This is a genomic window from Edaphobacillus lindanitolerans, from assembly GCF_900156305.1.
Lineage (GTDB): Bacteria > Bacillota > Bacilli > Bacillales_A > Planococcaceae > Bhargavaea > Bhargavaea lindanitolerans.
Genome location: NZ_FTPL01000003.1, coordinates 440,864 through 456,117, shown reverse-complemented (window position 1 = coordinate 456,117; position 15,254 = coordinate 440,864). Strand labels below are relative to the sequence as shown.

The following is a 15,254-nucleotide window of genomic DNA, read 5'->3' as shown; positions in this document are numbered from 1 at the left end:
CCAGGCGGCTGTTTTTTCAATTCATCCAGCTAATTGGTCATTGCTCTTCCGAAACAGCCTTTTCAAGGGCCGAACGGAACAGTTCGTCAGGCTGTGCGCCCGAGATGGCATACTTTCGGTTAAGGACGAAGAACGGGACTCCGCGGACGCCAATCGCTGCGGCTTCCCCGATGTCGCCGCGCACGTCACCGGCATACCGGTCGGACTCCAGGACAGCCGCTGCTTCCGCGCGGTCCAGCCCGGTCTCCTCTGCGATGTCCGCCAGCACGTCTTTCAGGCCGATTGAACGGCCTTCGGTGAAGTAGGCATGGAGCAGGTTCTCGGTCAGCTCCGCGCCCTTGCCCTGTTCCTCCGCCCATTTGGCCAGCCGGTGGGCATTGAACGTGTTGCCCGGACGCATGCTGTCGAAGTCATAGTCCAGGCCGACTTCCTTGGCGGCTGCTGCGATGTTCGCATTGGACGCTTCCGCCTGTTCCAGGGAAATGCCGTACTTTTCCGCGACGGCGGAGGCCATCGTGTGTTCAGAGGTTTCCGGTGTGGTCGGATCAAGCTGGAAGCTCTTGTACACGACTTCCGCCCGGTCATCGAGCCCGGTTTCTTTCAGGGCATTTTCCAGTTTCCGTTTACCGATGTAGCAAAATGGGCAAACATAATCAGACCATACTTCGATTTTCATGTGTGGGTCCCCTCTTTCTTTTCTTACATTGTAGAGGTGATGCAGCCGGCCGGACAACTGATTCGCTCCATGCCGGCGTCTATCCGTTGCATGTCCAACCGAGTGACCACTGAATGGAGGAAGTTGAATTGACTCAGTCCCTATGGCTCGACACCGGCTATCCGCGCGACTCGTTCCCGCAGGCGAAAGGCCATCTCAAGTGTGATGTCTGCGTCGTCGGCGGCGGCCTCAGCGGCATCGCAGCCGCCGAGCAGCTTGCGGCTGCGGGCAAGGATGTCGTCCTCGTCGAGCGCGACCGGATTTTGGCCGGCACAACCGGGAATTCCACCGGCAAGCTCACCGCCCAGCACGGCTACATTTATGCAGATCTGCTGAAGAAATTCGGCAAGGAAGGTGCCCGGACCTATTACGACGTCAACGAAGAGGCCGTCCGGCGCGGCCGGGAGATTTCCGGGGAAAGCGAGGCACGTCCCACGGATTCCTATATCTTCTCCCAGACCCGGCACGGCACGGAGAAGCTCAAGAGAGAGTGGGATGCCTACAGGGAAATCGGCATTCAAGGCTCGTACGGTAAGGAGACCGAACTGCCATTCCCCGTGCAGGCTTCCCTGTCGATGTACGACGAACTCCAGATCCACCCGTTCCGCTTCGGCCAGCGGCTCGCCCGGATGGCCGCCGACCACGGGGCCCGCATCTATGAGATGACCCCTGTCCGGACGATGGACTTCCAGAAGCGGGTCGTCTCCCTAGCGACCGGAGGCACCGTCGAGTTCAAGGAGCTCATCCTTGCCACCCATTACCCGATCGAAGGGCTCCGCGGGCTGAACATCATGAAACTCCACGTCAGCCGCTCCTACATCGCCGCTGCCCCGACCGACAAAGAATTGAAGGATCAGTATATCTCGGTCGACTCGCCGCAGCGTTCGATCCGGACGGTGAACATCGACGGGAAGATCTACATGATGCTCGCCGGCGGCAGCCACACGGCCGGCATGAAAAAGGAGACGGATGAGGAATACGGCCGGCTGACGGAGGACCTGGAGAACCTGTTCCACCTGAAGGGCATCACGCACAGCTGGTCGGCACAGGATCCGCAGACACCGGACATGGTGCCGTATGTCGGCCGCATATCCGACAGCCTGCCGCATGTGTATATGGCGTCCGGGTACCGCAAATGGGGCCTGTCCAACTCAATCGCAGCCGGGAAGATATTGCGCGACTTGATCACGGGACGGAAAAACCCCGCGATCGGGCTGTACGATCCGGGCCGCACCGGCTTCGGCTCCCTTCTCCTGCAGGGCCTGAAAGTGAACGGACTGGTCGCCGGGGAGCTGGCGACCGGCTATGTGGTCCGGCTGGACTCCCCGACCTGCACCCATATGGGCTGCAAGACCCGGTGGAACGAAGGGGACCGGACATGGGATTGCCCGTGCCACGGCTCCCGCTTCCGCGAAGACGGATCGGTACTCGAAGGACCGGCAACCAAACCCCTTGACCTATAAGAATCGGCGGGCAGGACGGCTTCGGTCGTCCTGCCCGCTTTTTTCGCTTCCCGGATTCCGGGGGGTCTGCCAAAAAACATGTGGATCGTGTCGACACCGCCGGCTCCCTTTGATAAATTGGAGACAAAGGAGGGCTGCGGCATGATTCTGAAAAGCATCAAGATGAAGGCGCCGTTTCCTGCGGAGGGGCGGTTCCCGTTCGACCTGCCGGTGATCCGGAAATTCGGGGGATTTACGTTCCGGGCACCGGTCACGATCTTCGCCGGCGACAACGGAACGGGCAAGACGACCCTGCTTGAAGGGATTGCCGCAGCTGCGGACAGCATTCTCATCAGCAGGGAACCATTGGAGGGCAACGCCTCCCTCTCCCATGCGCATGAACTGGCGGAACATCTCGCTCTCTCCTGGTCGGTCAAGACCCGGAACGGCTTCTTCTTCCGCGCGCTCGACTTTGTCACATACACGATCGAAGTCGCCCGCATGCGGGAAGACGCACGGGGGACAATGGAGGAGATCCGGTCACGGAACCCGCACAGCCTGGAGATCCAGCCGTATGCCCGGACATATGCCGATCTGCGCAACCTGTACGGGGAAGGACTGGAACAGCGCTCCCACGGCGAGAGCTTCCTCGACCTGTTCCAGGCCCGCTTCAGGCCCGGAGGTTTTTACATCCTGGACGAGCCCGAGGCACCGCTTTCCCCGTCCAAGCAGCTTGTCCTCATGTCGATGCTGAACGACATGGTCGCACAGGGCGCCCAGTTTCTCATCTCCACCCATTCACCGATCCTGATGGCCTATCCGGACGCCGATCTGTACGAGATCCGGGACGGCCGGCTCGAAGCCGCTTCATTCGAAGAGATCGAACATGTCCGGATGACAAAGGATTTTCTGGACGCGCCGGACCGCTTCCTGCGGCATCTGTTCGGCTGATGCACGGACGATTTATATCCAAAAAGAAACCGGCTCCCGCAATCGGGGGCCGGTTCGCCGGTCAATGACCTTCTTTTTCAAAATTGCTGCCGGAAATTTCGTTGACCCTTTGCACGACGACGAATGCGTCGGGATCGACATTCCGGAGGACCGTCCGCAGCTGCGCCATTTCAAGCCGGTCCACCACGGTGTAGATGACTTTTTTCTGATCGTTCGTGAAGGCGCCTTCTCCCCGGAGGAATGTGACGCCCCGCCCGATCTGCTTGAAAAAGCCGTGGGCGAGTTCATCCGCCTTGTCTGAAATGATCATGACGGATAAGGACTCGTCCAACCCTTCGACGACCATGTCGATCACCTTGGAGGCGATGAAGTACGTGATCATCGAGTAGAACGTCGTTTCCCAAGTGAACACGAGAAGCCCGGCGAGCGTGAAGATGAACACATTCATGATCATGACGATCTGGCCGACCGAGATCGACCGACGTTTGCTGATGAGGATGGCGAGGATTTCCGTGCCGTCAAGCGCGCCGCCCGTCCGGATGACGAGGCCGACCCCGACGCCGAGCACGACTGCACCGATGATGGTCGAAAGGAACAGATCCTGGGTGACCACTTCGAACTGCTCGAAGAATTTTGTCGCGATCGACAGGACCACGATCCCATAGAGTGCTTCGATTGTGAACTTCAATCCGAGCCGCTTGTAACCGAGGAACAGAAACGGAATATTCAGCAGGATGATGAAGATACTGAGGGAGATCGGCGTCATTTCCGAGAAGATGATGGAAAGACCGATTACGCCGCCGTCGAGGATCGCATTGGGTACGAGGAACAGCTGCAGGCCGATTGCCGCGATGACCGCCCCGATTGTGATCATGATGAACTGGGCGACCGGCGAATCCGCCACCCGTTTTTGTTTGCCCATCTTGCTCCTCCTTCCGCTGGCTGTTGTTCATATTATTCCAAAGCGGTGGCGGTCGATGCAAGCTTGAGGGTCAGGTGATGCACATCCGCACTGAGAAGCGCGTCCGCTTGTGTGAGCAGGCCGCCCCCCTTTGTTTTATATGCATCTCCGGCGTCCGGCTTTCAATTCCCTGCCGCAAATCAATGTGCCATCTCGTCAATTCACGTGCCATATCTCAAATCTTCATTCCATATCGCAAATTCCAGGTCCATATTGTAATTCTTCGCCCCATATTGCAATTTCCCGGTCCATATCTCAAATCTTCATTCCATATCGAAAATCTCAGGTCCATATTGCAATTCTTCGCCCCATATTGCAATTTCCCGATCCATATCTCAAATCTTCATTCCATATCGAAAATCTCAGGTCCATATTGCAATTCTTCGCTCCATGTTGCAATTCCCGGTCCATATCTCAAATTTTCATTCCATATTGCAAATTTCAAGTCCACATTGCAATTCTTCGCCCCATATTGCAATTTCCCGGTCCATATCTCAAATCTTCATTCCATATCGCAAATTCCAGGTCCATATTGCAATTCTTCGCCCCATATTGCAATTTCCCGGTCCATATCTCAAATCTTCATTCCATATCGCAAATTCCAGGTCCATATTGCAATTCTTCGCCCCATATTGTAAATTTCCGTGCCATTATCAGACCTTCGCTCCATATCGCAACTCCCAGCGCCGCATCTCATTTTTCCCACATAAAAATCCCCGGCGATTTGCCGGGGATTGATGGGTCGTTCTTCAGTTCGAAAGGGCTTCTGTCAGGACCGGAACAATCTGCTTTTTCCGGGAGACGACGCCCTTGAGCGTGGCGAGGTTGTTTTCCAGCGGTGTGCTGAACGCAGTGCATGCCGCCTCCGCTTCGCTGCCGAGGATGAGGACCGTGGAGTCATTCTCCAAAATGTCGGTGATGGCGAGCATATACAGGGACAGTTCCCGCTCCGCGATCACACGGTAGAGCAGATCCTCGAGCTCTTCCTTGCGGTTGAGGACGTCATCGACATCGACCGTGTTGACTTGGGCGATGACGACTTTCTTGCCGCCCATCTCGAATTCCTTGGCATCCATGTTAACCAGTTCGTCGAGTGTCTTCTTGCTCAGGTCCGCGCCCGCTTTCAGCATGGCGAGACCATATTCGTCCGCGTCAACATCGGCGATGGCCGCCAGCTCGTCCGCCGCTTTTTTGTCTTCTTCCGTGAAGGTCGGCGACTTGAAGAGGAGCGAGTCGGAGATGATTGCCGACAGCATGAGGCCCGCGATGTCCTTTGGAATTTCCACACCATTTTCTTTGTACAGCTTGTTCAAGATCGTGGCCGTGCAGCCGACCGGCTCGGCACGATAGTAAAGCGGATCGGCCGTCTCAAAGTTGGCGATCCGGTGGTGGTCGACGACTTCCAGGATACGGACATCCGTGATGTCATCCGCACTCTGCTGACGTTCGTTGTGGTCGACGAGGATCACCTGATCCGTTTCGGCTGCAACCTGTTCGACGAGCCGTGGCGCTTCGAAGCCGAATTTCTCGAGTGCGTAGGCCGTTTCATCATTCACTTCTCCAAGGCGGACCGCTTCGGCGTCCACACCCAGTTGTTTCTTTAAATGAGCATAGGCGATTGCCGCCGTGATGGAGTCCGTATCCGGATTCTTATGCCCGAAAATCAGTACGTTTGCCATTGCCACATTCCTCCTGACCTGCTGATCGCTAATTTTCCAAACTTATTCTATCATAACTCGCCTGCCGACAATACGGCGGCAATGTCGTCTTTGTTGATGAGGAAATCCGCGAGTGTGTACTCATCCAACACGGCCAGATAAGCGAGCAGCGCACGGTTTAATGCACCGCGAAGACCGCAGATCGGGCTGAGCACACATCGGTTCGCCGTGGAACTGAAGCATTCGACGATGTTGAAATCGTCTTCGGTCTGCCGGACGACCGCCCCGATATTGATCTCCTCCGGCGGGACGGCGAGCCGCACCCCGCCGCCGCGTCCGCGCACCGTCTCGACGTAGCCCATCTTGCCGAGTTCATGGGTCACTTTCATCAGATGGTTTTTCGAAATGCCGTATGCATCCGAAATCCCCTGGATGGTCGAGAGTTCTGCCGGTGCCTTCGCTCCGAGATACATGAGGACACGAAGGGAGTAGTCGGTATACATCGTCAGTCTCATGTATGGTCACACGCCTTTCTATTCATATTATAAGCGTTGAGAGGGGTTCCATAAAGGAAAGCGGCACCAGACCGGATCTTTGACTATTCTTTGAATGGTTTGTGACTGAAATTCAACAGCTGATTAAAGATATATTTTATATATTGCTTTAAAATTTCCTGAGCAGTATTCTTAAACCGAGAACAAAACCCACAGACGAAAGGTGAGAGTGCAATGCTTTCCCAACAAACCATCGACATCGTAAAATCCACTGTTCCCGTACTGGAGCAACACGGCAAAACGATCACGACCGTCTTCTATAAAAACCTGTTTGAGGCTCATCCTGAACTCCTGAATATTTTCAACCACGCCAATCAATCCCGCGGACGCCAGCAAACAGCGCTTGCGAACACTGTCCTGGCAGCCGCAAAATACATCGACAACCTGGAAGCCATCGTGCCGGTCGTCGTTCAGATCGGGCAGAAGCACCGGGGACTCAACGTCCGTCCGGAACATTATCCGATTGTCGGCTATCATCTCCTCGGTGCCATCAAAGAAGTGCTCGGCGACGCAGCCACTCCTGAAATCATCGGCGCCTGGGGCGAGGCATATGAAGCCATCGCAGACGCATTCATCGGCGTCGAAAAAGGTATGTATGAAGAAGCCACCCAGCAGGAAAACGGCTGGGATGGATTCAAGGACTTCGTCGTTGCGAAGAAAGTGGAAGAAAGCGACGTCATCACTTCCTTCTACCTCAAGCCGGCTGACGGCAAAGGCGTCCCTTCGTACATTCCCGGACAGTATCTGACGGTCCGCGTCTCGATCCCCGGCGAAAAATATACGATGATCCGCCAGTACAGCCTGTCCCGGGCTCCACGCGAAGACATGTTCCGCATCTCCGTGAAACGGGAGGACGAATGCAATCCGGAAGGCCGAGTATCGACATTCCTGCATCGCCAGGTGAACGTGGGCGATACGGTCGAAGTGAGCGCACCGGCCGGCGTCTTCCATCTGGATACGAAGGCAGCCACTCCGGTCACGCTCATCTCGGGCGGCGTGGGCCTTACCCCGATGACGGCAATGTTCGAACACATCACGGGCCGGCAGCCGGAACGTCCGGTTTCGTTCATCCACTCCGCCCGCAATCCGCAGGTCCAGGCCTTCGATGGTGACCTCCGGGAAATGGCGGCAGAATCGGAACATGCGACATATGCCGTCAGGTACTCGGAGACGGACGGATTCCTCGACCGGAACTTCCTGGAAAGCCGTGTCCTTGACGGCAGCGACGTCTACATCTGCGGACCGGCTCCGTTCATGAACGCCATGATCCTCGAACTCAAGGCACTCGGTGTACCGATGGAGCAGATCCACTACGAATTCTTCGGACCTGCCGCTGAACTTGAAGCCGTCACTGCGTGATCAACCGAATACGAAAAAACCGGCCGGGAACGATTCCCGGCCGGTTTTATTTATGATGTTGCTCAGGCTTCCGCTGCCGTTTTCTCGGATGCGAATGTCCACATGCACCATTTGCCGATATCCTTGAAGCCGATCCGCTTATAGATGCTGCCGGCTGCAGGATTATCATAAAAGAGACAGAGCATCTTCCCTTCTTCGAGAAGTTCCCGACAGAGCGCCGACATGCAAAATGTCGCCAGGCCTTGTTTCTCATGCCCGGGAACGGTCCCGACGCCGACAATCATCGCAGACAGCGGATTTTCCGCCGTGCTTGAAGCCGAGCTGATGATCGCTCCGTTCCGCTCGATCAAATAGGCACGGGCCGTCCCGTCCGACAATGTTCTCCGCTTATGCTCAACGCTGTAATCCCCGTCGGCAAACTCCGGAATGGCATACATCTGATCGATCAGTGCCGCCGCATCACCCGGCACCGCTTTCCGGACGACATGCTCAGGCGGAATGTCCGGCAATGCTCCGGCCGTTTCGCATTTCGCGTAATAGAGCACCCTCGGATTGGCCGGTTTTGCATGGAGATGCGGCTCCACTTTCCGGACAACCTCTTCAATTCCCGAAAGGAACCGGGACGACCGGTCGGCATCGAAGATTCCGGCAAATCCTTCCGCGTCAAATTCTCCCGGAGCCCAGACGATATAGTTGTCCGTGTACCTCAGTAGGATGCCGCGCATCGTCCCGTCCTCCCGGAAGTCCCCCCACAATGTCTGGATCGGATCGCTGAACCCGTATGCGTCAATATCCCCGATGATGAACAAGTTCTCCGCCGGCTGCCCGCCGACAAACGCCATTGCCTGCTGCCGGTCGGCTTCGGACAACTGTCTGATCATGGCCCTGCCCCCTTTTTGGGTTTCCGGCCATCATAGCACACTTGCCTTTTCTTCACAACAGAATTTTCAGTTTCATTGCCGGAGGCCATGAAGCGGACAGACAGGAATCCATAAAAATGCCTGTGCGGAAACGCATCCTCTTCACTGGCTTTTGTCATGCCGTACTCATTCTTCACCTGTCACCCCAGAATTTCGAGCCAGATGTACAGACCGGTCAGTGCGGCGAACAGGACGGGAATCGTCAGGACGATGCCGACCTTGAAATAGTAGCCCCACGAAATCCTGACACCCTTCAGAGACAGAACATGCAGCCAGAGAAGCGTGGCGAGCGAGCCGATCGGCGTCATTTTCGGACCGAGATCGGAGCCGATGACGTTTGCATAGATGAGCGCTTCCCTCACCCGTTCCGGGACGTCCGCATCGGCAATGGCGATCGCATCGATCATGACGGTCGGCAGGTTGTTCATGACCGAAGATAATATTGCGGCGATGAACCCCATGCCGATCGTTGCGGCATAAAAGCCATGGCCCGCCGTCCACTCGATGACGGAAGCCAGGACATCGGTGAGCCCGGCATTGCGCAATCCGTAGACGACGACGTACATGCCGATCGAGAAGAAGACGATCGCCCAAGGCGCACCTTTGATGACCGCCTTCCCGTCGACGGCCTTGCTCGGCGCGGAAACTCCGAGGAACAGGACGGCCACCGCCATGGCGATCACAGACACCGGCACGCCGATCGTCTCACTCAGGAAATACCCGGCGAGCAGCACGGCGATGACCGCCCAGGACAGGCGGAACAGTTTCGGGTCTTTGATCGCAGAACGGGGCTCTGCGAGTTTCGACGCCTCAAAAGTTTTCGGAATGCTCTTCCCGAAGTAGAGATAAAGCACAAGCAGGCTTGCCGCGAGGCTGAACACATTCGGGACGATCATCCTTGAAGCATATTCCGCAAAACCGATTCCAAAGAAATCGGCGGATACGATGTTCACAAGGTTCGAGATGACGAGCGGGAGCGACGTCGTATCGGCGATGAACCCGGACGCCATGATGAACGGCAAAATCAGCTTGTCCTTGAAGTCAAGCGCCCGCATCATCGCCAGCACGATCGGCGTGATGATGAGCGCCGCTCCGTCGTTCGCGAACAGGGCGGCGACGGCCGCACCGAGCAGCGTGACGAGGATGAACATCCGGATGCCGCTCCCCTTTGCGAACCTCGCCATATGGAGCGCTGCCCATTCGAAGAAGCCGATTTCATCGAGGATGAGGGAAATGAGGATGAGGGCGACAAACGTCAGTGTCGCGTTCCACACGATGCCCGTGACATCGACCACATCGCCGAAGCTGACAACCCCCGCAGCAAGTGCGACGGCCGCTCCTCCGATCGCGGACCAGCCGATCGACAGCCCCCGGGGCTGCCAGATGACAAACACGAGCGTGACGAGGAAAATGAGCGCCGCAAGCCAGGCGGTCATGCGCCGTTTCGTCCCTTCGTGCTGTTAACTTCATGGACGGGGGACGCAGGCTCCGTAGCCTGGACCCTCGACAGCAGGTCGATCAGGCATGGCTGCAGCGGGTGCCGCCCGTTCAGCGACCAGAATGTCCAGCGCCCCCTCTTTTCTCCCTCGACGAGGCCTGCTTCTTTCAAGCGCTTCAGATGCTGGCTCACGGCCGGCTGTGTCAGTCCGACGAGCGGCGTTAGATCCTGGATGCATACCGGGCCTTCTGTGAGCTGCTGCAATATTTTCAGACGGGTACCATCCCCCGCCGCTTTGAAGAATTTTTCGATTTCCAATAAATCCACCGGAATCCCCTCCCACAAAGAATGCCGGCTTAATTATAGGGGCACGCCCATCCATAAGTAAAGACTTATCGGACGGGACGCCCGGGACGGACTCCATGAATCGGCAGGACGACGGCAATAGAAAAACGCGCCGCAAACGGGCGCGCTTTTCTTAAACAGAATCATTATTTTCCTTCAAGCAGTTTCAGCGATTCGCGGTTGAATGCCGGAATATCGTCAGGCTGGCGGCTCGTGACGAGCTGGTCCTGGCAGACGGCGACTTCCTGGTCGACGAAGTCTGCGCCGGCATACTTCATATCCTGAGCAATCGATTTATAGCCGGTCGCCTTGCGGCCTTCAAGCGCTTTTGCCGTGATGAGCAGCTGCGGTCCGTGGCAGATAGCGAACACCGGTTTTTTCGCGTCCATGAAATCCTTCGCAAAGTCCACAAAGCGCTCGTCCGCACGGAGCTGATCCGGAGAGAAGCCGCCCGGGATGAAGAGGGCATCAAAGTCCTGTGCGTTCACGTCGTCGATTCCCTTGTCGATCGTGACGGTTGCTTCGCCCTGCTTGCCTTTCACCTGCTTGCCCGATTCTTTTTCAATCGTGACCACTTCATGGCCGGCATCCTTGAATGCTTTTGCCGGTTCCGTATACTCCGAGTCCTCGAACATATTCGTAATTACCGTTGCAATTTTAGCCAATCCGATCACTCCTTTATAAAAGTACTGCCTCTTTTCTATTCCCCTCTTGCATTCTTCCAAACCTCACCGGTATTTTGAAACGAACGGATTGCCCGCTTCATAAAACCGCCACGGGTAATGGACGGCCTCCCCCGTGTTCCCGATGCCGACACGCGGGCCGGTCATGAGCTCCCCGCCGAGACCGGGTCCCGGCGCGATGAACAGCGGCTCCTCATACCATCGGTTTCCGTAGTACTTCATGGTCACGCCGAGCGCTTTTGACAGCTTGCCCGGCCCGTTCGTCAGGTCGGGGATGCGCAGATGCTCTCCGCGGCGCTGCTGCATGAGCGCCAGGCCGTCCACCGGTTCGGCTCCTCGGATGAGCACGGCATGGGGCGTCCCCTCAGGCCCCGCCACGACATTCATGAGCGTGTGGGTGTGCATCTGATACGTGTAGACGAGGCCGGGGTTCCCGAACATGATCTCCGTCCGCTTTGTCCGGCGGTTGTTGTAACTGTGGGCGGCCCGGTCTTCCGGCCCGTGGTACGCCTCGGTTTCCACGATGCGGGCGGCAGCCAGCCCTTCCGGCGTCTCGTGGACGATGTATTGTCCGAGCAGGGACGGGGCCAGCTCCAATACCGGCTGACGGAAGAATTCAGGATCGATCGGCTGATACATGGGCACTCCTCCAAAATTCAAACATTCTTCCATACATTGTCGCCCGGATCTGTTGTATACTCAAGAAAACCGCACAGGGGGAAGCAACCTTGAAGCAACTCACAGACGAAATCCTCGCCTTCAATGAAGTTCGCGGGTGGACGGCCGGCAACCGTGACGCCCGCAGCCTCGCCATCTCCATCTCGCTTGAGGCGGCGGAACTGCTCGAGCATTTCCAGTGGCAGTCCGGTGAGGAGGCCGTCTCCCAAAATCGGACTGCGGTCGAAGACGAAGCGGCCGATGTGTTCATTTATCTGCTGCAGCTCGCCGACGTGCTCGGCATTGACCTTGAAGAAGCCGCCCGCCGGAAGATCGAAAAGAATGCGCTCAAATATCCGGCACCCGGACAGGAGTCCGTCCGATGAAGCGCATGAAATGGATCCTCGTCATGGCGGCGGTCGGAGCCCTGCTTCTTTTATTCAAACCGGACGGACGCGGCGGAAGGGCCTCGGCAGACGTGGCCAAAATCGAAGCGGTCGACCCGTTCCTGAATCCGGGCCAGCCGATTGCGGACTATCTCGTCTTCCGGGCGCTTTCCGCGGGAGAAGCCCGCATGGCCGTCACGGGGAGTTCCGTGACGCGCGGAACCGGCGCCACCGCGCAGGCAAAGACGTGGCGCGGGCTCACGGAGCAGAAACTCCGCCTCGCCTATCCGGCACTGAAACACTTGAAAATCGAGAATTTCGGGCACTCCGGCTACACGTCCGTCCGGCTGCTCGAAGACGAAGTGACCGAACCGATCCTCGCGTCGAAGCCGGACGTCCTGCTCATCGAAACATCCGTCATCAACAACCACAATAAAAACGTGCCGCTCGAAGACACGTACGACTCGCTCCTCCGGCTGCACGAACTGTACACCGGTGCCTTGCCGGAGACCCGGATCGTCTTCCTGTCTCCGAACCCGTGCACGGACAATAAATTCGGACCGCCCGTCAACAAGCTTGGACTGCGCTTCACCGACTATGTGTACGGGACCGCATCATTCATCCATGAACAGGGCTGGGAGTACGTGAACGTGCATGATGAAATGCTCGCCGGGCTGGACAGCCGCCACATCGCGCTCCCGGACACACTGAAAGACGGCATCCATCCGAACGACCTCGGATACGCCGTCTGGGCGGATATTCTCTGGCCGCACCTGACGACCCGCTAAACGCCACGGATCTCAAAGGGGGAGCTTTGAAATGGACCTGACCGAACTGAGGCAAGACCTGGCACTGAGGAACAAAAACGGACTGCCGTTCCTGTTGTCCGCCATGATTGTCTGGGTGCTGATCACCGGACTGTTCACACTGCCGCTGGAACTGCGGTTCCAAAACATCGGGATGCTCATGCTTACGGGAATCATGTTCCCGCTCGCGATCGGCCTCTCGTCACTGCTGAAGACGGACTGGAAATCCGAAGGGAATCCGCTGGCCGGGCTCGGGCTTATCCTGAACGTCGCCCAGTTCATGTACTTCCCCCTCGTCTTCTGGGCATTCGGCGTCCATCCGGAGGCGATGCTGCTCGTTTTCGCCGTCATCACGGGGGCCCACCTGTTCCCTTACGGCTGGCTCTACATGACGAAAGCCTATTACATCCTCGCACCGGTCATGGCCGTGGCGGCCACCGCCATTGGCTTGGGAATCGGCTCCTCGGAACAGTGGCCCATCCCGCTTGCGATGGTCCTCCTGCTCGCCGTGCTGAATCTCCTGCTGTTCCTCAACTACAAAGCCAAAACCGGTGTTTCGCTGACACAGAACAGGCCCGCCTGACGGTCCCGTTCACTTGACCCGGAGAAAGGCACCCGGACAAGGGGGTGCCTTTTGATTTGCCCAAATTTAAAAGGGCGGCAAACGCCGTCCTGTTGGTTTTTCTTCTTCAACGAAGCGAGTGTTAAGCTTTCGTGCGTGAGTGTTAAGCAAAAGCGCGTGAATGTTAAGCAAACCCTCATGAGTGTTAAGCAACGAGCCGCGAGTGTTAAGCAACGGTCTTTTAACGTTCATCTTCTTTTATACTTGTTTAACATGTCCTCCGGAATATGACAGTAATCGTCCGGACACCTGTCCAGCCGGTCCTGGTGTTCTTCCGCACTCCGCACATAGTTTTTCAGAGGCAGCACTTCCACTGCGATCCGGTCGCGGTCCGGCCTGCCATCGATGAACGCCACTGCTTCCTTCAGGTGTTCATCCTGTTCACTATAAAGTCCGGTTCTGTATTTCTCGCCGACATCCTGGCCTTGCCGGTTCAGGCTGTACGGATCGATCACCTCAAACAGATAGCCCATCAGTTCCGTCACCGAAACAACCGACGGCTCAAATTCTGTTTTTACGCATTCGGCGTACCCATCATACTTTCCATCAAGTGAACGGCTCGTTCCATTGGCCCTTCCCGCTTCTGTGGACACGACCCCGGGCAATGTTTTTACAAAGGCCTGCACGCCCCACAAACACCCGCCTGCCAAATACACTGTCTCCATCATGATTCTCCCCTTCATTGACCATCCTAACCGTTCCGATCAGTCAACCGGCTGGATCCGATACGGTGCAAGCCCGTTCGCCGGTTTCGGAAAAGCTTGCCCCCGCGCCCCAGTCGAAACGGAGGAAGGCGCCTTCCCCGCCGCCCGAACCGGTCAGATGAACTTTCGTCTTCCCCTCGAAGTTGTCGGCGACGAGAGTGAGCGTTGCCCGGTTGCCCGTGCGCATAAAGTATTTTTCCATGACGAGGACGACCGATGTCCGGTGACCGCAATTCCGCGTGTAATGATCCACCAGCCGGCCGCTGACCGATCGGGAGATCTCGTCCATGACCAGATCCGCTGCGCGCGACGGATCGACCGTCACGTAAAAATCCCGTTTTTCCATCCAGCCATCCCTCCCCTTTTCTCTTTATACGAAGTTCCGTCACTTCGGTTCCTTTACTTTCAGAATTTAATTACATGGTGAGATCTACGCCGAAATCCTCCGGAAAATAGAAGAGCTTTAGACACGATACAAAAAAGCGCCTGTCTCCGCCGGGGGACCGGGCGCTTTTTCATTGCTCCTCTTACCCTTTCCTCATCACCTGCTCGCCCTTCGTGTCATATTCATCGAGCAGCACAAAACCGAGCTTCCGATATAACCGGATGGCCGCCTCGTTGTCCGGGTAGACGCTCAGGTAAATCGGCTGCTCCCCATACTCCTCCAGCACCCTCTCCATCAGCATTTCCATGAAATGGAGCCCATACCCCTGCCGCTGGAACCGTTGGTCGATGAGCAGGCGGTCAATCCAAAGGTTGCCGCCGCCTTTTCCGTCGCCGAGCCAGCCGTACATCGCAAACCCGACCGGCCGGCCGGCCGAATACAAACCGACCGGACGGAATTCTGTCCAGACCCGGGCTTCCTCCAGGCACTCTTCCGGCGTCTCGATGAATCCCTTCTGGTCTTCCCCAACTTGAAGACGGAGGATCTCCGCCTCCTTCTCTTCTGTCACCTGTTTGATCTCCAGCTTCATGCTTCCCAGTCCTCTCTTTGCTGTTTCTATTATAGGGAAGGGCTGCTGAAGGAGCCAAACCAAAACACCCCTCCGCAGC

General features: G+C 56.9%; 18 protein-coding genes. 6 read left to right on the top strand and 12 right to left on the bottom strand.

Annotated elements, in window-relative coordinates; genetic code table 11:
• Positions 1-37 precede the first annotated feature (37 nt).
• On the bottom strand, positions 38-676 hold the full coding sequence (locus B0B07_RS11745; protein ID WP_076759135.1) for a DsbA family oxidoreductase: 639 nt from the start codon (positions 674-676) through the stop codon (positions 38-40).
• Positions 677-804: 128 nt separating this feature from the next.
• Here B0B07_RS11745 and B0B07_RS11740 point away from each other — a divergent pair, with 128 nt between their 5' ends.
• Positions 805-2,178, top strand: a complete 1,374-nt coding sequence (locus B0B07_RS11740) for an FAD-dependent oxidoreductase (RefSeq protein ID WP_076759133.1) — start codon at positions 805-807, stop codon at positions 2,176-2,178.
• Between the two features lie 141 nt (positions 2,179-2,319).
• Entirely contained in the window at positions 2,320-3,108 is a 789-nt protein-coding gene (locus tag B0B07_RS11735) for an AAA family ATPase (RefSeq protein ID WP_076759131.1), read from the top strand.
• A 61-nt stretch (positions 3,109-3,169) separates the two neighbouring features.
• On the opposite strand, the gene B0B07_RS11730 is transcribed toward B0B07_RS11735, so the two are convergent.
• The 3 genes from B0B07_RS11730 to B0B07_RS11720 all read right to left on the bottom strand — a co-directional run bounded on the left by B0B07_RS11730 (position 3,170) and on the right by B0B07_RS11720 (position 6,242).
• Positions 3,170-4,030 (bottom strand): YitT family protein, encoded by an 861-nt coding sequence (locus tag B0B07_RS11730; protein WP_076759130.1) that lies wholly within the window; start codon positions 4,028-4,030, stop codon positions 3,170-3,172.
• Positions 4,031-4,818: 788 nt separating this feature from the next.
• A complete protein-coding gene (locus tag B0B07_RS11725) occupies positions 4,819-5,748 on the bottom strand; it encodes a manganese-dependent inorganic pyrophosphatase (protein WP_076759128.1) in 930 nt (309 codons plus the stop codon).
• A gap of 50 nt (positions 5,749-5,798) precedes the next feature.
• Positions 5,799-6,242, bottom strand: a complete 444-nt coding sequence (locus B0B07_RS11720; RefSeq protein WP_076759127.1) for an RrF2 family transcriptional regulator — start codon at positions 6,240-6,242, stop codon at positions 5,799-5,801.
• 213 nt (positions 6,243-6,455) lie between these two features.
• On the opposite strand from B0B07_RS11720, the gene hmpA reads away from it, so the two are divergent.
• Positions 6,456-7,640, top strand: coding sequence for an NO-inducible flavohemoprotein (gene hmpA, locus B0B07_RS11715; RefSeq protein ID WP_076759125.1), 1,185 nt, complete (start codon positions 6,456-6,458; stop codon positions 7,638-7,640).
• Between the two features lie 62 nt (positions 7,641-7,702).
• On the opposite strand, the gene B0B07_RS11710 is transcribed toward hmpA, so the two are convergent.
• From B0B07_RS11710 to B0B07_RS11690, 5 genes are all read right to left on the bottom strand, one after another.
• Complete coding sequence (locus B0B07_RS11710; protein ID WP_076759124.1) at positions 7,703-8,521, bottom strand: GNAT family N-acetyltransferase; 819 nt, start codon at positions 8,519-8,521, stop codon at positions 7,703-7,705.
• Between the two features lie 179 nt (positions 8,522-8,700).
• Positions 8,701-9,996 (bottom strand): arsenic transporter, encoded by a 1,296-nt coding sequence (locus B0B07_RS11705; protein ID WP_076759122.1) that lies wholly within the window; start codon positions 9,994-9,996, stop codon positions 8,701-8,703.
• Positions 9,993-10,325 (bottom strand): ArsR/SmtB family transcription factor, encoded by a 333-nt coding sequence (locus B0B07_RS11700; RefSeq protein ID WP_076759121.1) that lies wholly within the window; start codon positions 10,323-10,325, stop codon positions 9,993-9,995. The genes B0B07_RS11705 and B0B07_RS11700 overlap by 4 nt, the downstream gene beginning before the upstream one ends.
• Positions 10,326-10,489: 164 nt before the next feature.
• Positions 10,490-11,008, bottom strand: coding sequence for a type 1 glutamine amidotransferase domain-containing protein (locus tag B0B07_RS11695; protein WP_076759304.1), 519 nt, complete (start codon positions 11,006-11,008; stop codon positions 10,490-10,492).
• A gap of 63 nt (positions 11,009-11,071) precedes the next feature.
• Entirely contained in the window at positions 11,072-11,665 is a 594-nt protein-coding gene (locus tag B0B07_RS11690) for a DNA-3-methyladenine glycosylase (protein ID WP_076759119.1), read from the bottom strand.
• Between the two features lie 89 nt (positions 11,666-11,754).
• Between B0B07_RS11690 and B0B07_RS11685 the strand changes: the two genes are divergently transcribed.
• Genes B0B07_RS11685 through B0B07_RS11675 form a run of 3 tightly spaced genes read left to right on the top strand, consistent with a single transcriptional unit; the run spans position 11,755 to position 13,458 of the window.
• Entirely contained in the window at positions 11,755-12,069 is a 315-nt protein-coding gene (locus B0B07_RS11685; RefSeq protein WP_076759118.1) for a nucleotide pyrophosphohydrolase, read from the top strand.
• Complete coding sequence (locus tag B0B07_RS11680) at positions 12,066-12,857, top strand: SGNH/GDSL hydrolase family protein (RefSeq protein WP_076759116.1); 792 nt, start codon at positions 12,066-12,068, stop codon at positions 12,855-12,857. Before B0B07_RS11685 ends, B0B07_RS11680 begins: the two co-directional genes overlap by 4 nt.
• Positions 12,858-12,888: 31 nt before the next feature.
• Positions 12,889-13,458, top strand: coding sequence for a DUF7010 family protein (locus B0B07_RS11675; protein WP_076759115.1), 570 nt, complete (start codon positions 12,889-12,891; stop codon positions 13,456-13,458).
• Between the two features lie 227 nt (positions 13,459-13,685).
• Here the strand turns inward: B0B07_RS11675 and B0B07_RS11670 are convergent, their stop codons facing one another.
• The 3 genes from B0B07_RS11670 to B0B07_RS11660 all read right to left on the bottom strand — a co-directional run bounded on the left by B0B07_RS11670 (position 13,686) and on the right by B0B07_RS11660 (position 15,175).
• Positions 13,686-14,162, bottom strand: a complete 477-nt coding sequence (locus B0B07_RS11670) for a peptide-methionine (S)-S-oxide reductase (protein WP_076759303.1) — start codon at positions 14,160-14,162, stop codon at positions 13,686-13,688.
• A gap of 43 nt (positions 14,163-14,205) precedes the next feature.
• Positions 14,206-14,547: a DUF6054 family protein gene (locus tag B0B07_RS11665; protein ID WP_076759113.1), complete on the bottom strand. Its 342-nt coding sequence runs from the start codon at positions 14,545-14,547 to the stop codon at positions 14,206-14,208.
• A 181-nt stretch (positions 14,548-14,728) separates the two neighbouring features.
• Positions 14,729-15,175, bottom strand: a complete 447-nt coding sequence (locus tag B0B07_RS11660) for a GNAT family N-acetyltransferase (RefSeq protein ID WP_076759112.1) — start codon at positions 15,173-15,175, stop codon at positions 14,729-14,731.
• Between the last annotated feature and the right edge of the window lie 79 nt (positions 15,176-15,254).

Excerpts from the sequence above, each read along its gene's own strand:
- B0B07_RS11690 (WP_076759119.1), bottom strand. The coding sequence starts at position 11,665 with ATGTATCAGCCGATCGATCCTGAATTCTTCCGTCAGCCGGTATTGGAG.
- B0B07_RS11745 (WP_076759135.1), bottom strand. The coding sequence starts at position 676 with ATGAAAATCGAAGTATGGTCTGATTATGTTTGCCCATTTTGCTACATC.
- B0B07_RS11720 (WP_076759127.1), bottom strand. The coding sequence starts at position 6,242 with ATGAGACTGACGATGTATACCGACTACTCCCTTCGTGTCCTCATGTAT.
- B0B07_RS11665 (WP_076759113.1), bottom strand. The coding sequence starts at position 14,547 with ATGGAAAAACGGGATTTTTACGTGACGGTCGATCCGTCGCGCGCAGCG.
- B0B07_RS11725 (WP_076759128.1), bottom strand. The coding sequence starts at position 5,748 with ATGGCAAACGTACTGATTTTCGGGCATAAGAATCCGGATACGGACTCC.
- B0B07_RS11660 (WP_076759112.1), bottom strand. The coding sequence starts at position 15,175 with ATGAAGCTGGAGATCAAACAGGTGACAGAAGAGAAGGAGGCGGAGATC.
- B0B07_RS11730 (WP_076759130.1), bottom strand. The coding sequence starts at position 4,030 with ATGGGCAAACAAAAACGGGTGGCGGATTCGCCGGTCGCCCAGTTCATC.
- B0B07_RS11675 (WP_076759115.1), top strand. The coding sequence starts at position 12,889 with ATGGACCTGACCGAACTGAGGCAAGACCTGGCACTGAGGAACAAAAAC.
- B0B07_RS11680 (WP_076759116.1), top strand. The coding sequence starts at position 12,066 with ATGAAGCGCATGAAATGGATCCTCGTCATGGCGGCGGTCGGAGCCCTG.
- hmpA (WP_076759125.1), top strand. The coding sequence starts at position 6,456 with ATGCTTTCCCAACAAACCATCGACATCGTAAAATCCACTGTTCCCGTA.
- B0B07_RS11735 (WP_076759131.1), top strand. The coding sequence starts at position 2,320 with ATGATTCTGAAAAGCATCAAGATGAAGGCGCCGTTTCCTGCGGAGGGG.
- B0B07_RS11710 (WP_076759124.1), bottom strand. The coding sequence starts at position 8,521 with ATGATCAGACAGTTGTCCGAAGCCGACCGGCAGCAGGCAATGGCGTTT.
- B0B07_RS11670 (WP_076759303.1), bottom strand. The coding sequence starts at position 14,162 with ATGGAGACAGTGTATTTGGCAGGCGGGTGTTTGTGGGGCGTGCAGGCC.
- B0B07_RS11705 (WP_076759122.1), bottom strand. The coding sequence starts at position 9,996 with ATGACCGCCTGGCTTGCGGCGCTCATTTTCCTCGTCACGCTCGTGTTT.